Source organism: Paenirhizobium daejeonense (assembly GCF_014280875.1).
Classification (GTDB): domain Bacteria; phylum Pseudomonadota; class Alphaproteobacteria; order Rhizobiales; family Rhizobiaceae; genus Allorhizobium; species Allorhizobium daejeonense.
Genome location: NZ_JACLAL010000008.1, coordinates 82,305 through 96,833 on the forward strand (window position 1 = coordinate 82,305; position 14,529 = coordinate 96,833).

A 14,529-nucleotide genomic window follows, 5' to 3' on the forward strand; every position below is an offset into this window, starting at 1 on the left:
CCATATGGCCGGATGAAGCGTGTCATACGACCCGCACATAACTGGTCATGCCGGTCTTCTGGTGCTCGATGATGTGGCAATGCAGGACCCAGTTGCCGGGATTGTCCGCGACCACAGCCAACTGCACCTTTTCGTCGGGTAGCACGAGGTATGTGTCCGAGACGAGAGGCGAAACCGGCCCCTTGGACGACGAGACGACCTTGAAGTTCATGCCGTGGATGTGGATCGGATGCGCGTGCGGCGTCACGTTTTCCAGATTGAATATGTAGGTCTTGCCAAGTTTCATTTCGACAAGCGGATCCATCGGGTCAGCGCTGTCGCCGGGGTAGGGCACCTTGTTGATCGCCCAGAAGGAATAGCCGAGCGAACCGCAGATCGAATCCTTTGCGGCGTTTTCGGCGGTGGCACTCAGCACGAGCGGAACCGGGATGGCGTTGGCAAGGTCTGCCTCGACAGGAGGATTGGGCGCAAGCGGCACCACATCGCCGAGGTTCCGCTTCAGGGACGAGCCGACGGAGCGAAGCCGGGCGACGATCTTCGGCGTCGATGGCCTGATGTCTTCGAGCGCTGCTGTCTCGCCCTCTGTATCCGGCATGCGAACCACGAGATCGAGCCGCTGGCCAGGTGAGATGACCACGGTATCGAGCGGCGTGTGTTCGGGAACCGGCTGGCCGTCCAGGGCAATGATAAGGGCGTCCGCTCCGACCATCTTCAGATTGAAGATACGCGTGACGTCGGACACCAGGATGCGCAGACGGACAAGGCCGCCGGCGGGTGCGTCATAGCTCGGCTCCAGCTGCCAGTTGGCTGTGCGTACGGTGCCGAACGTGCCGCCCTTGGCCGCGTCGCGTGCCTTGAACTGCTCTATGAACTGGCTGTTGCCGCCAAGCCGCCAGTCGCGAAGGTTGATCGCCACTTCCGCGTCGAAAACGGGATCGTCGGGGTCCTCGACGATGAACATGCCGGCAAGGCCGCGGCCGATCTGCTCCAGAGTGTTGCAATGGGGATGGTACCAGTAAGTGCCTGCATCGGGCGGCGTGAACGCATAATCGAAGCCGTCGCCGGGATAGACATAGGGCTGGGTCAGGAAGGGAACGCCGTCCATGGCATTGTCGATCCTGAGGCCATGCCAGTGGACGGTGCTGGGCTCGTCCAGATTGTTGAGGAAACGGGCGGCAAAGGGCTCGCCGCGCCGCGCGCGAAGCACCGGAGGCGTGGCATCGGCGACATCGCCGCCACCCAGGCGATAACTCATGACGCCCTCTGTCGCCGCCTTGCCGTCGATCATGGCGCTTCGCCGATAGGCTTCGAGTGTCACCGGATCGGCGGCCGCAAGTGCGTTGGTCAGGCGCGGCAGGAAGGTCATGCCAGAGGCGTAGGCGCCAGCGATGGCGGAAGCTTTGAGAAGATTACGACGGGTGAGCAGAGCCATGGGGCTTCTCCTGCGAAAGAGCTTACGCCTCTTTAAACTTGAGGTGAAAAATCATCAATATCCCGACGTCGGCCAAACTGCCGCAGTCAGTCTTCTTTCTCGGTCGGCGGAGTCGCCAGCTTGTTGAAGAAGGTGGAGGTTCTGAGCAGGTTGCGGAACCGCTGCCGCCGGCTGCCTGTCGGTACGCCGCTGCGGGTTCCCATGCGCAGAAGCGTGTAGGCCATGAAGGCGAAGAGCACCACCGTCGTATAGATGAAGAGCGCCTGCGGACCGAAGAGGTCGAGCATGAAGGATGCAAACAACGGTCCGATGACCGCGCCAATGGACCAGAAAAATAGCGTGCCGGCGGAAACCAGCGCGTGCTGGCCGGGAGCGGCATGGTCGTTGGCATGGGCCGAGCAGAGCGAGTAGAGCGGCATGCCGAAGGCACCGAACACGAAGATGCCGACGAAGTTTAGCCACTCGTTCGTACCCGCAACGAAAGCCAGGAAAAGCCCCGCCGCGAAGGTACCGAAGGCGGATATCAGGATGATGAACCGGCGGTCCAGCTTGTCGGAATAGTGCCCGAGCGGATATTGCAGCACGACGCCGGCAAAGATGCCGACGCTCATGAAGGTCGCGATCGAGGTGATCGACATGCCGATACCATCGGCATAGATCGGCCCGAGCGACCGGAAACTGGAATTGGTGAGGCCGACGACGATGCAGCCGACCGTGGCGAGCGGCGAGACCTTCCACAGGACGCGCAGGTCGAAGCGAACGGCCTGCGGCGGGGAGGGGCTGGACCGGTCGGCAAACGAGATCGGCACCAGCGACAGCGTAAGCGCCATGGAGATGATGGCGAACAGCTCGAAGCCGCTGATTCCGACCGCCGGTATCATGTATTGCGCAAGAGTCACCGCGCCGAGATCGACGAAGCGGTAGATGGAGAGCGTTCTTGCCCGGGTATTGTTGGTGACTCGCGCATTCAGCCAGCTTTCGACGACGGCGAAGAGGCCGGCGAAACAGAGGCCCTGGATGAGCCGCATGGTGAACCAGCTCGTCGGGTGAATGAAGAGCAGCATGGAAATGGAGGCCGCCGACGCGATGGCCGCCAGGGCACTGAATGTCCTGATATGCCCGATCGAGCGGATGATGCGGGTCACATAGATGCAGCCGATGGCGAAGCCGATATTATAGCCGGTCCCGATGATGCCGATCATCGACGTCGAGAAACCTTCCTGCAGCGCGCGAAGCGAGATGAAGGTGCCTTGCAGGCCGTTGCCGCCGATCAGGATGCCTGCGGTGATGAGAAGCGGGATGAGGGGGCGGATATCGTTCATTGGACCTGCACGCATGACCGGCCGCCGCGAGTCGGCGCCGTCACAGGATGCACCTTGTAGAGCAGAGGGTTGTGCTGTTACAGCGGAAATCTCGGCGACATATGCTCCAGCCTTGACAAATCGGACAGTCCGTGCGCTTTTCCGCCCGATTTTTATCGGTTGTCTATGGTCGCCCGCGCGCCTTTTCGGCCGTTACCTTAGTCCAGGAAAGCTCTGAAAAATGCACCGTTACCGCAGCCACACCTGCGCCGCCCTTCGCAAGTCCGATGTGGGCGCAACCGTCCGTCTCTCCGGCTGGGTCCATCGTGTTCGTGACCACGGCGGCGTTCTCTTCATCGACCTTCGCGACCATTATGGCGTCACCCAGGTCGTGGCCGATCCCGACAGCCCGGCCTTCAAGCTGGCCGAAACCGTGCGTGGAGAATGGGTGATCCGCATCGACGGCGTCGTCAAGGCGCGTGCCGAAGACACCGTCAACAAGAACATGGCGACGGGTGAAATCGAACTCTACGCGCAGGAAATCGAAGTTCTTTCCGCCGCCAAGGAATTGCCGCTGCCGGTCTTCGGCGAGCCGGATTATCCCGAAGACGTGCGCCTCAAGTACCGCTTCCTCGACCTGCGCCGCGAGACGCTGCACAAGAACATCGTCAAGCGCACCAAGATCATCTCCGCCATGCGAAACGGCATGGCCGATGCCGGCTTCGGCGAATACACCACCCCGATCCTGACGGCCTCTTCGCCGGAAGGCGCGCGTGACTTCCTCGTGCCGTCGCGTATCCATCAGGGCAAGTTCTTCGCCCTGCCGCAGGCCCCGCAGCAGTACAAGCAGCTGCTGATGGTCGCAGGCTTCGACCGCTACTTCCAGATCGCGCCGTGCTTCCGCGATGAAGACCCGCGCGCCGACCGTCTGCCGGGCGAGTTCTACCAGCTCGACGTCGAGATGAGCTTCGTGACCCAGGAAGACGTCTGGAACACCATGGAGCCGATGATGACGGCCGTGTTCGAGCAGTTTGCCGAAGGCAAGCCGGTTACCAAGGAATGGCCGCGCATTCCCTATGACGTAGCGATCCGCAAGTACGGTTCCGACAAGCCGGACCTGCGCAACCCGATCGTCATGCAGTCGGTCACCGAGCATTTTGCCGGTTCCGGCTTCAAGGTCTTTGCGAACATGATCGCGTCCAACCCGAAGGTCGAGGTATGGGCCATCCCGGCCAAGACCGGCGGCAGCCGCGCGTTCTGTGACCGCATGAACGCCTGGGCGCAGAGCCAGGGCCAGCCGGGTCTCGGCTACATCTTCTGGCGCCAGGAAGGCGCCGTGCTGGAAGGTGCCGGCCCGCTTGCCAAGAACATCGGTCCGGAGCGCACAGAGGCGATCCGCGAGCAGCTCGGTCTCGACGAAGGCGATGCCTGCTTCTTTGTCGCCGGCGAGCCGTCCAAGTTCTACAAGTTCGCGGGCGAAGCCCGTACCCGCGCCGGCGAAGAGCTGGATCTGGTTGACCGCGACCGCTACGAATTCTGCTGGATCGTCGACTTCCCCTTCTTCGAATACAACGAAGAGGAAAAGAAGATCGACTTCGCGCACAACCCCTTCTCGATGCCGCAGGGCGGGCTTGAGGCACTGAACGGCGAGGATCTGCTGTCGATCAAGGCCTTCCAGTACGACGCCGTCTGCAACGGCTTTGAAATCGCTTCCGGCTCGATCCGTAACCAGTCGCCGGACCTGATGGTCAAGGCTTTCGAACTGGTCGGTCTCTCTAAGGCCGACGTCGAGGAACGCTTCGGCGGAATGTATCGTGCCTTCCAGTACGGTGCACCTCCGCACGGCGGCTGTGCCTTCGGTATCGACCGTGTCGTCATGCTGCTCGTCGGCGCCAAGAACCTGCGCGAAATCACGCTGTTCCCGATGAACCAGCAGGCGCAGGACCTTCTGATGAACGCGCCGTCCGACGCAACGCCGACGCAGCTTCGCGAACTCGGCCTGCGCGTGATCCCGCCGCAGAAGAAAGACTGATCGGATGAAGCTCTGGATCTCCGACCGGGTCCGGGACATCCTGCTACATGCCCTCGCCGCGGCTATTGCCGCGGCGTTGTCGTTTTATGTGGCGCGTTGGCTATTCGGGCACCCGGAGCCGATTTTCGCGGCGATCACTGCGATCATCTGCCTGGCTCCAGGTATTCCCAATCATTTTCGCCAGACATTGAACATGATAGTGGGCGTGGCCATCGGGATTCTGGTGGGCGAACTCGCATTCTTGCTGCCGATTCCGTTTCTCGAAGTCCGGATATTGCTGTGCGTCTTTCTCGGCGTGCTTCTCGGTGCTCTGATAAACCTTGCACCAGTCGTTCCCATACAGGCCGGGGCTTCGGCTCTGCTTGTGATGGTTATGGGACCTGCCAACGCGGGACTCGTGCGTTTTCTGGACGTTGTGGTTGGAGCCCTTATCGGCGCGACTTTCGCGCTTATCCTGTTTTTGCAAAAACGCGCGTCATCCACCGGTAAGGAAGGTGAAGAGCCCCCTGAAACGAAAGGGGCCGCCCCGAAGGACGGCCCCTGAAAACGAAACGGGGAAGTTTATTCCTCGTTGGCGCTGACGGACACGCCGAGCAGCTGCGGAATTGTTTCCGGTGCGCCCATGCCGGCACCCATGATCATCGGGAAGGGGACCGGCTTTTCCGGTGCCGCGCTGATCGTCAGGTTCTGCGGATCGTCGAGATAGGTGTTGACGGCATTCGAGATCTCGTTTTGCAGCGCGCCGAGCTTTGCCTGCGCCAGCATCATCGGCAGCATCGCCTTGACCATCTGGGCCATCTGCTCGCCGGTGGTGCCCTGCTCCTTGCCGGCAAAATCGAGGCCGCGCTTGGTGATGCCGTCATCCTCGAAGCTGATTTCGGCGCTGACGAAGGACATCTGCTGCATCAGGCCGAGCATGGCGAGACCTGCGGCCTGCTGTGCCTGTTCGTTGTTTTGCTGACCCTGCATCGTGCGGGCGGTTTCCTGCAGTTGCTTGACGAGGTCCATGGTGTAGCCGGACAGGCTGAATGCGAGGTTCAGGCGGCCGATATTGGCGAAGTCGAAGGCGTATTCCTCGACATCGATCGTGCCGGTATCAAGCTCCCAGTTGCCCGAGAAGGAGACGTCGCCCTCTATCGTGTTGAGGTTCAGCGCGTTCAGGGTTTCCTTGCTCTTGGGATCTTCAACCGAAGAGAGGTCGGCCTTGACGCTGCTGACGCCGCCTTCGAAGGCGAGCGACTTCTCATCTTCGCCGAGCGTCATGGTGGCGGAAGCCTCGGCCATTGTGAAGACCGGCTTGCCGTCGACGCTGACATTGATCGCGCCGCTATGGGCTTCATCGTAGAGCATCATCGACTTGAAGTCTTTGCCTTCAGTGCTGCCGGGCACATGCACGCCCGCAAGGTAGAGATCCTTGACCGAGATGCTGGTCTTCTCTTCGGTGAAGTCCACGGCCGGGAAATCGATGCGCTCGATGAAATAGGCGCCACCGTCTTCCTCGCTCACACCCTTGAGGGTAAGGTCGCCGAGCGGGATCGACTTTTCCTGCGGGCCCGTCGTCGTGAATTTCGAACCCTTGAGGATCACGGCACTGCCATCGACTTCCACCGATTCGGCGGAGATTGCGCCGCTGCCCGCCGCATAGGCTGCATTGATCTTTTTCAGAAGATCCTGGCCGTCGAGAGCCCATGCCGGGTTGGAAAGCGTTGCAAAGGCGGCGCCTGCCAGCAGCAGCCGGGAAGTACGGAAAAAGGTCATACACGAGTTCCTTTCGGAGAAAAAAATGCAGAGTCGTATTATTCACGACTAACAGCATGTCTTTATATTGTCAGATTGCGAAACTTCCATCGCTTTTGCCATGACATTTTGACCTAGGTTAAAGGGTGGTGAGTTTTGTCACAGCCAACGCCAGCCCCTGTTAATCCACAGCCGGATGACGCGGATTCCTTGCCGTTTCAGGCCTTCTCGTCTAGTTGAGAAGCCATGGGGAAAAATCTTATTCCGCCGGATGACGGCGGCGACAACATTCAGCCGGTCGATCTCAAGGCGGCGCTCGAAGAGCGCTATCTCGCTTATGCATTGTCGACGATCATGCACCGGGCGCTGCCCGACGTGCGCGATGGCCTGAAGCCGGTTCATCGCCGCATCATCCACGCGATGAGCGAGATGGGCATTCGCCCGAACTCGGCCTTCAAGAAATGCGCCCGTATCGTCGGCGATGTCATCGGTAAGTTCCACCCGCATGGCGACCAGTCGGTCTATGATGCGCTGGTGCGTCTCGCGCAGGATTTCTCCCAGCGTTACCCGGTCGTGGACGGGCAGGGCAACTTCGGCAACATCGATGGCGATAGCGCTGCTGCCTATCGTTACACCGAAGCGCGCATGACCGATGTCGCGGCGCTGCTGCTCGAAGGCATCGATCAGGACGCCGTCGACTACCGCCCGACCTATAACGAGGAAGACGAGGAGCCGGTCGTTCTTCCCGGCGCCTTCCCCAACCTGCTTGCAAACGGCGCATCCGGCATCGCGGTCGGCATGGCGACTTCGATCCCGCCGCACAACGCGCACGAAATTTGCGACGCCGCCCTTTACCTGATCAAGAACCCCGGCGCTCCCGTCGAGGAGCTGCTGGCCGATCCGGCCAATCCCCAGAAGGGCGGTATCGAAGGCCCGGACTTCCCGACCGGTGGCATCATCGTCGAGAGCCGCGAAAGCATGCTGGAAACCTACCGCACGGGTCGCGGCGGCTTCCGTGTGCGTGCGCGCTGGGAAATCGAGGATCTCGGTCGTGGCGGTTACCAGATCATCGTCACCCAGATCCCGTTCCAGGTGCAGAAGTCGCGCCTGATCGAAAAGATCGCCGAACTGCTGATCGCCAAGCGGTTGCCGCTTCTGGAAGATATCCGAGACGAGTCCGCCGAGGACGTCCGCGTCGTTCTGGTGCCCAAGAGCCGCACCGTCGACGCAACGCTGCTGATGGAATCGCTGTTCAAGCTCACCGAGCTCGAAAGCCGTATCTCGCTCAACATGAACGTGCTGTCGCAGGGCAAGGTGCCTCGCGTCATGGCGCTGAACGAGGTGCTGACCGAGTGGCTGGAACACCGCAAGGACGTTCTGGTTCGCCGTTCGCGTTTCCGCCTTGCCGCGATCGACCGCCGCCTCGAAATTCTCGGCGGCCTGCTGGTCGCCTATCTCAACCTCGACGAAGTAATCCGCATCATTCGTGAGGAAGATGAACCCAAGCCGGTGATGATCGCCCGTTGGGATCTGACCGACATCCAGGCCGAAGCCATCCTCAACATGCGGCTGCGCAATTTGCGCAAGCTCGAGGAATTCGAGATCCGCAAGGAGCACGAGGAGCTTTCGAAGGAGAAGGCCGAGATCGAGGCGCTGCTCGCATCCGACGATAAGCAGTGGCAGACGATTTCCTGGGAGATCGGCGAGGTCAAGAAGAAGTATGCCAAGGCGACCGAACTCGGCCGCCGCCGCACCCAGTTCGCCGATGCGCCCGACGCCGACAGTGAGGCGATCCAGCAGGCGATGATCGAGAAGGAACCGATCACCGTCGTCGTCTCCGAAAAGGGGTGGATCCGCGCGCTCAAGGGTCACATTTCCGATACGTCGAGCCTCACCTTCAAGGAAGGCGATGGCCTGAAGGTTGCCTTCCCGGCGCAGACCACGGACAAGATTCTGCTGGTCACCACCGGCGGCAAGGTGTTCACGCTTGGCGGCGACAAGCTGCCGGGTGGCCGTGGACACGGCGAACCGCTGCGCATCATGGTCGACATGGAGAATGATCAGGACGTGCTGACCGCCTTCGTGCACGATAGCAATCGTAAGCTTCTGTTCTCCTCGACCGTGGGCAACGGCTTTATCGTGGCCGAAGCGGACATCGTCGCCAATACCCGCAAGGGCAAGCAGGTGATGAACGTCGGAATGCCGGATGAGGCGAAGCTCGTGGTTCCCGTATCGGGCGACCACGTCGCCGTCGTCGGCGAGAACCGCAAGTTGCTGGTGTTCCCGATGGCGCAGATGCCGGAAATGACCCGCGGCAAGGGCGTTCGCCTTCAGCGTTACAAGGATGGCGGCATTTCCGACATCAAGTGCTTCGCGATTGCTGACGGACTGACTTGGGAAGACAGCGCCGGTCGCGTCTTCAGCAAGTCGAAGGATGACCTTGCCGAATGGATGGGCGATCGCGCTGCGGCCGGCCGTACCGTTCCGAAGGGTTTCCCCCGCAGCGGCAAGTTCTCCGGCTGATCTTCTCTTCCGGTGGCAATCGGATATTGAAGAGATAATTGCGATATCGATGCGGGTAGAGTGGCCTCAGGCTTCGCTTTGTCTCACCTCGATCGGTACTGCCGCAGCCTTGCGCCGGTTGGCTATTCGCCCGGCCCATATCTGAGTCAGGGAGTGACCGAGCAAGGCGAGCACCATGATGCCGCCGCCGATGAGGGTCGGCGTCCCGGGCATCTCGTTGAAGATCAGCCAGATCCACACCGGCGCGAGAATGGTTTCCAGCAGGTAGAACATACCGACCTCCGCGGCTGGCAGATAGCGCGGGGCGGTTGCCAGCAGCCAGAAGGCAAGCGGCATCATCACGATCCCATCGAGCAGCGCCCAGCCGGGTGCGTGCATGGTGAACTCGTCGCTCCAGCCGAGAACGAGGCTGAAACCGGCAGGTATGATGGTCGCAAGCAGCGGTACGAAGCCCATGGGCTGGCGCGAGGCGCGTCCGATGGTGAGTGCCCCGGCAATCAGCACGGCGGCGACGGTGGCGAGACAATCTCCGAAAAGATGGCCCGATGACACGCCCCCGCTGACGATCAATGAGACCCCGGCCAGCATGATCACCATGGTAACCAGCGTCGAGCGGCTCGGAGGTTCCTTCAGGAACAGCCATGACAGGATGGCCGCGATCATCGGCGAGAAGGCGACGATGAAGACGACGTTTGCCGAGGAGGTGTGATAGACGGCAGCCACGAACGCCATGGTGCTGAAGCCGTAGAACAGCCCGCCAATCAAGCTCGCTGGTGTCAGGCGGATCGCGGACCAGCGCCCTGTCACAAGCCGCATTCCGGCAAGCGCCATAAGCGCGATCAGGAAGATCGCCATGCTGCGAAGGCCAAGCACCGGCCACAGCCCGCCATCTGAAAGCCGGACGAGCGGAATGTCGAAGGAAAGGAAGAGGCCTCCGGCTGTCGCCAGCGCGAGGCCGGTGGAGCGACCGGCAGGGGAGGGTGGTGTCATTTTTTCGGGGGCTCGGCCGCTTCCGGGTCGGGAATATAGCGTTCCCAGCCTTGGTTCGTCAGGTGCTCCTGCGGGAGGAAGCGGGTCTTGTAATCCATCTTGTGGGAGCCGCGCACCCAATAGCCGAGATACACATGCGGCAGTCCGAGCGCCTTCGCCCGGTTGACGTGGTCGAGAACCATCATCGTGCCGAGTGACCGCTTGTCTAGAGCCGGGTTAAAGAAGGAATAGACCATCGAGAGCCCGTCGCTCATCAGGTCCGACAGGGCGACCGCTATTAACTCGCCTCGCGGCTGGCCGCCAAGCCCGTCGCCGGGCGCACGCAGCCGGTATTCGATCACGCGGGTCTGCACATGGGTATCCTCGACCATGATGGCATAGTCGAGCGCCGACATGTCCGACATGCCGCCTTCTTGGTGACGATGATCGAGATAGGTACGGAATAGGGAAAACTGCTCGGTCGAGGGCTGGGCCGGAAAGACCGTCGAGACCACGTCCTTGTTGGTGGCGGCGACCCGCTTGAAGGAACGGCCCGGCTCGAACTCGTCAACGAGGATCCGCACCGAGATGCACGCACGGCACGCTTCGCAGGCGGGACGGTAGGCGATGTTCTGGGATCGGCGGAAGCCGCCCTGCGTGAGAAGGTCGTTCATCTCGGTCGCGCGAGGGCCGACGAGATGAGTGAAAACCTTGCGCTCCATTTCCCCCGGCAGGTATGGGCACGGCGCGGGCGCCGTGAGGTAAAATTGCGGAGACGGAGACGTCTGGGTGTTCATCTTGCCGGTCGATTTCCTCTGGCGACCATCATTTTCATTAGCATGGCGCAAGAATAAAAAACGTCAACTATCCGTCATCAAAGAAGAACACGCCGGACCGCTATGGGACGGCGTGTTCCGAAGGTTTTGCTCTCGCTGACCTCTGTCAGGCCGTACGAACGGCGGCAGTACCGAGCAGCAGGTCGTGAACCAACCGCGATCTCTCGATGAAAAGACCGGCGAGGAGAATCAGCGGGGTGAGCACCGAGTTCAGGATCCAGAACAGCGCCAGATGCGCGATCGCGGTAAAGAAGTCGATCTTGCGGCCATCGAGGCGAACCATGGCGATGCCCATGGCGCGCATGCCAGGCGTCGCCTGGCTTTGTCCGGCAAGCGACATGCCGAAATAGAGGCCTGCCACCACGAAGAACAGGATCGGATAGAGAAGCCACGCGAAGCCGAGCGTGATGACGCCCATGAAGAACACCAGAATTGCGGCCGGGACCCACAATGCCCCGACGAGCAGGTAGTCGATCATGAAAGCAAAGACCCTTCGCGACAGCACACCACTATAAGCGCGCCAGTCATCCGGTGCTGCATAGGTCGGGTTGGTGTCGAGGCTCATTGTATGCTCCGTTGTGAACTCATGAAAGCATATGGGGGCAAACGCCGGAAAAACAATGACTCCGACAGGTCTGCCCCCGAAAGGTTCCGAAGTCTCAGCCGTGCTTGGCGAGGTGGCGGGCCACATCCATGGCGAAATAGGTCAGGATGCCATCACAACCCGCGCGCTTGAAGCAGAGCAGGGTTTCCAGCATGACCTTTTCTTCATCCAGCCAGCCGTTGAGGCCGGCGGCCTTGATCTGCGCATATTCGCCGGAGACCTGATAGGCGAAGACCGGCAGGCCGAAGGCTTCCTTCATTCGCCAGCAGATGTCGATATAAGGCAGGCCGGGCTTGACCATCAGCATGTCCGCGCCCTCCTCGACGTCGAGCGCTGCATCGCGAAGCGCTTCGGTGCCGTTGGCCGGGTCGAGATAATAGCTCTTCTTGTCGCCCTTCAGCAGCCCGCCGGTGGAGATCGCCTCGCGATAGGGGCCGTAATAGCCGGAAGCGAACTTCGTCGCATAGGACATGATGCCGACGTTCTGGTGGCCTGCGGCGTCGAGGCCGCGGCGGATCGCGCCGATGCGGCCGTCCATCATTTCAGACGGCGCAATGATGTCGGAGCCGGCGTCGGCCTGCAGGATGGCGGCGCGCACGACCTGTTCGACCGTCTCGTCGTTGACGATCTCTTCCCCGCGCAGGATGCCGTCGTGCCCATGGCTGGTGAACGGATCGAGCGCAACGTCCGTGATGACGCCGATGTTCGGGACGGCCTTCTTGATCGCAGCCGTTGCACGATTGATGAGATTGTTGGCTTCGAGGATCTGCGAACCGGTTTCGTTACGCAGTTCCATTTCGATGTTCGGAAAGGTCGCCAGCGCCGGAATGCCGAGATCGGCCGCTTCCTTCGCGGCCTCTACAGCCTTATCCACAGACATTCGGTTGACGCCGGGCATCGAGGCGACCGGCTCGACGATGCCTTCGCCGGGGATGACGAAGATCGGCCAGATGAGGTCGTCAACCGTCAGCCGGTTCTCCTGAACCATGCGGCGCGTCCAGTCGGCCTTGCGATTCCGCCGCATGCGGCGGTGTCCTGTGATGTCGTCGACCAGATGAATCTTGTCCTGCATGGTAATGCCTCGTCTTCCTTTTGAGCGGTGCGCGTACTGCTCTAGTCCTAAATTGAGAAACCGCAAAGGGGCGCATCGTCGCGCCATGGCTGGCAACGGGACGCCGCTTGCGCATATGCTTCGCCCATGAACCCTGATTCTCAAAATGCACCGAAAGGCAGCCTGGCGGAAATCCTGTTCGTGATCTTTCTGAGAGTGGTCGCGATCGCCTCCCTGTGGTTTGGCCTGCAATACTGGGGAATGCTGGTCGGCTATTCGCTGGGTGGGCAGGGACGTTTTGATCTTCTCTCCCTGCCGTGGAAAGTGGCGGGCGCCAGCCTGTCTGTTATCTTTCCCGTTGCTGCTCTCGGACTGTGGCTTGCGGTCTCCTGGGGGCCGGTTATCTGGGCGCTTGCGGCCGGCACACAGGTCCTGATGCATGTGGTCTGGTACGACACCTTCGGTTCGAATCCGATGGTACTGGTCATGCATGCCGTAGTGGCGCTGGTGTACATTGTCTTCCGTCTGGCGTTGTGGCTCGAAAAGCGCCACAAGCAGGATGAGATAAGGCTTGATTTACCGTAATGACATCAGGCTTTTCGGTAAACTCTTGTTAAGCCTGCGTTTTAAGTAGAATTTTATATGCATTGGATATGGTCACTCACAAGGCGGGAGAAAAACAAAGCCGCCAGATAAAACAGTGAGGCAGACCGACATGAACACCAAGCTCAAGCCACAGCAGAACACCCTGGCACCGCAGGAAGAAGCAATCCGCTCGCTCTACATGGAGTCGTTGCATCTCGTTGAACGCCTGCATCGCCGTCTTCTCGATGTCATCAAGGACGAGTTCGACCGGCAGGGTCGCAGCGACGTCAACGCCGTTCAGGCGCTCCTCTTGTTCAACATCGGCAATTCCGAATTGACTGCCGGCGAACTGCGCTCGCGTGGTTACTATCTCGGTTCGAACGTTTCCTACAACGTCAAGAAGCTGGTAGATCTGGGCTTTATCAACCACCAGCGCTCGCGCATCGACCGCCGCTCGGTTCGCATCAGCCTGACCGAGAGTGGCCAGGAAATTGCCGAAACCGTCGCCAAGCTCTACGAGCGCCACATCGGTTCGATCCAGAAGGTCGGCGGCATCGGTTCCGACGAGTTTACCCAGATGAACAAGCTGCTGCAGCGCCTCGATCGCTTCTGGAACGACCAGATCCTTTATCGCCTCTAAGAAGCTGGCTTGCTTTCAAGCTCTGGCCGGGATGCATTCGCCTGCTTCCCGGTCCACTCTAACTTGAGGGCGGGGTAGCGCGCGAAGATGGCGTCGAAAATGCCGTCGCGTGCGCGTTGCAGTCGCCGTCTGTTGAGATATGGGCTGAGCGAACGCAGAGGGATCATGTTCTTTTCCCCGATGCCGTCGATGACGACGAATTCCGGCCTGCCCGAGCGGTTCTCGCTGTAGAGAAACTGCCGCATATGCATGTCGGAAAGCACCACATGCATGTCCATGCAGTCCTTGAACAACTGGTCGAAAGCAGTCAGGTGCTTGACGGCCAATGTGCCCTTGTCGAACAGTTTTTCGAGTGTGGGGGCGAGTTCATCGCCTTCGCCGGCAATTTTTTCTGTGACAAGCGCAAGCCCAGCTGTCGTCGACACGAGACCGCAGGGCACGGCAATCGGGGGAGCGCCCCGCTCGTCCTCGTTCCAGCGACGGCTGAGGATGAGATATTGGGTCAGTTCCCGCCGAAAGCCGCGATAGACCCCTAGCGGATTGGTTCGCTTGATCAGGCTTTCACCCTTCAGACGAGCATCCCCGGATGTTCTTTCCGGATCGACGATCTTCAGCACCACATCAGGCATATCGGGGTGGGTGTAGACACGTTTTAGTGAACCGGCGGTCTCGAACTTGCATTCCGATATATCGAGTCTGCTGCTGAACCTGCCGTAAAAGTCCTTGCTGGCCATGGAAATCTTTGATCGTAATTACATATAACTACGCTTGATATGACAATAAGATGACGCCGTGCGCAATAGTCGGAGCCACGAATTG

The 14,529-nt window shown here is 60.4% G+C and carries 13 protein-coding genes; 5 read left to right on the plus strand and 8 right to left on the minus strand.

What is annotated here, in order from left to right:
* Window positions 1–22: 22 nt before the first annotated feature.
* Window positions 23–1,432: a multicopper oxidase family protein gene (locus H4I99_RS19035; RefSeq protein WP_163904726.1), complete on the minus strand. Its 1,410-nt coding sequence runs from the start codon at window positions 1,430–1,432 to the stop codon at window positions 23–25.
* Between the two features lie 86 nt (window positions 1,433–1,518).
* A complete protein-coding gene (locus tag H4I99_RS19040; RefSeq protein ID WP_163906245.1) occupies window positions 1,519–2,754 on the minus strand; it encodes an MFS transporter in 1,236 nt (411 codons plus the stop codon).
* A 220-nt stretch (window positions 2,755–2,974) separates the two neighbouring features.
* Here H4I99_RS19040 and aspS point away from each other — a divergent pair, with 220 nt between their 5' ends.
* Complete coding sequence (aspS, locus tag H4I99_RS19045; RefSeq protein ID WP_163904728.1) at window positions 2,975–4,765, plus strand: aspartate--tRNA ligase; 1,791 nt, start codon at window positions 2,975–2,977, stop codon at window positions 4,763–4,765.
* Between the two features lie 4 nt (window positions 4,766–4,769).
* Entirely contained in the window at window positions 4,770–5,309 is a 540-nt protein-coding gene (locus tag H4I99_RS19050; RefSeq protein WP_163904730.1) for an FUSC family protein, read from the plus strand.
* Between the two features lie 17 nt (window positions 5,310–5,326).
* On the opposite strand, the gene H4I99_RS19055 is transcribed toward H4I99_RS19050, so the two are convergent.
* Window positions 5,327–6,523 carry an aq_1923 C-terminal domain gene (locus H4I99_RS19055; protein ID WP_163904732.1) on the minus strand — a complete coding sequence of 399 codons (1,197 nt, stop codon included), beginning with the start codon at window positions 6,521–6,523 and terminating at the stop codon, window positions 5,327–5,329.
* 225 nt (window positions 6,524–6,748) lie between these two features.
* Between H4I99_RS19055 and parC the strand changes: the two genes are divergently transcribed.
* Entirely contained in the window at window positions 6,749–9,025 is a 2,277-nt protein-coding gene (gene parC / locus H4I99_RS19060) for a DNA topoisomerase IV subunit A (protein ID WP_163904734.1), read from the plus strand.
* 66 nt (window positions 9,026–9,091) lie between these two features.
* Here the strand turns inward: parC and H4I99_RS19065 are convergent, their stop codons facing one another.
* The 4 genes from H4I99_RS19065 to hemB form a co-directional block, all read right to left on the minus strand.
* Window positions 9,092–10,015 carry a DMT family transporter gene (locus H4I99_RS19065; RefSeq protein WP_163904736.1) on the minus strand — a complete coding sequence of 308 codons (924 nt, stop codon included), beginning with the start codon at window positions 10,013–10,015 and terminating at the stop codon, window positions 9,092–9,094.
* Window positions 10,012–10,791, minus strand: coding sequence for an arginyltransferase (locus H4I99_RS19070; protein ID WP_163904738.1), 780 nt, complete (start codon window positions 10,789–10,791; stop codon window positions 10,012–10,014). The genes H4I99_RS19065 and H4I99_RS19070 overlap by 4 nt, the downstream gene beginning before the upstream one ends.
* Window positions 10,792–10,936: 145 nt before the next feature.
* Window positions 10,937–11,395, minus strand: a complete 459-nt coding sequence (locus H4I99_RS19075) for an RDD family protein (protein ID WP_163904740.1) — start codon at window positions 11,393–11,395, stop codon at window positions 10,937–10,939.
* Between the two features lie 94 nt (window positions 11,396–11,489).
* The gene (hemB, locus tag H4I99_RS19080; RefSeq protein WP_163904742.1) at window positions 11,490–12,506 is read right to left on the minus strand and encodes a porphobilinogen synthase; all 1,017 of its coding nucleotides are present in this window, start codon (window positions 12,504–12,506) and stop codon (window positions 11,490–11,492) included.
* A 180-nt stretch (window positions 12,507–12,686) separates the two neighbouring features.
* Between hemB and H4I99_RS19085 the strand changes: the two genes are divergently transcribed.
* Window positions 12,687–13,070, plus strand: coding sequence for a DUF6163 family protein (locus H4I99_RS19085; RefSeq protein ID WP_425503169.1), 384 nt, complete (start codon window positions 12,687–12,689; stop codon window positions 13,068–13,070).
* Between the two features lie 130 nt (window positions 13,071–13,200).
* A complete protein-coding gene (gene ldtR / locus H4I99_RS19090) occupies window positions 13,201–13,710 on the plus strand; it encodes a transcriptional regulator LdtR (RefSeq protein ID WP_163904746.1) in 510 nt (169 codons plus the stop codon).
* Here the strand turns inward: ldtR and H4I99_RS19095 are convergent.
* The gene (locus tag H4I99_RS19095) at window positions 13,707–14,444 is read right to left on the minus strand and encodes a YrbL family protein (RefSeq protein ID WP_163904748.1); all 738 of its coding nucleotides are present in this window, start codon (window positions 14,442–14,444) and stop codon (window positions 13,707–13,709) included. The genes ldtR and H4I99_RS19095 overlap by 4 nt on opposite strands.
* Window positions 14,445–14,529 lie beyond the last annotated feature (85 nt).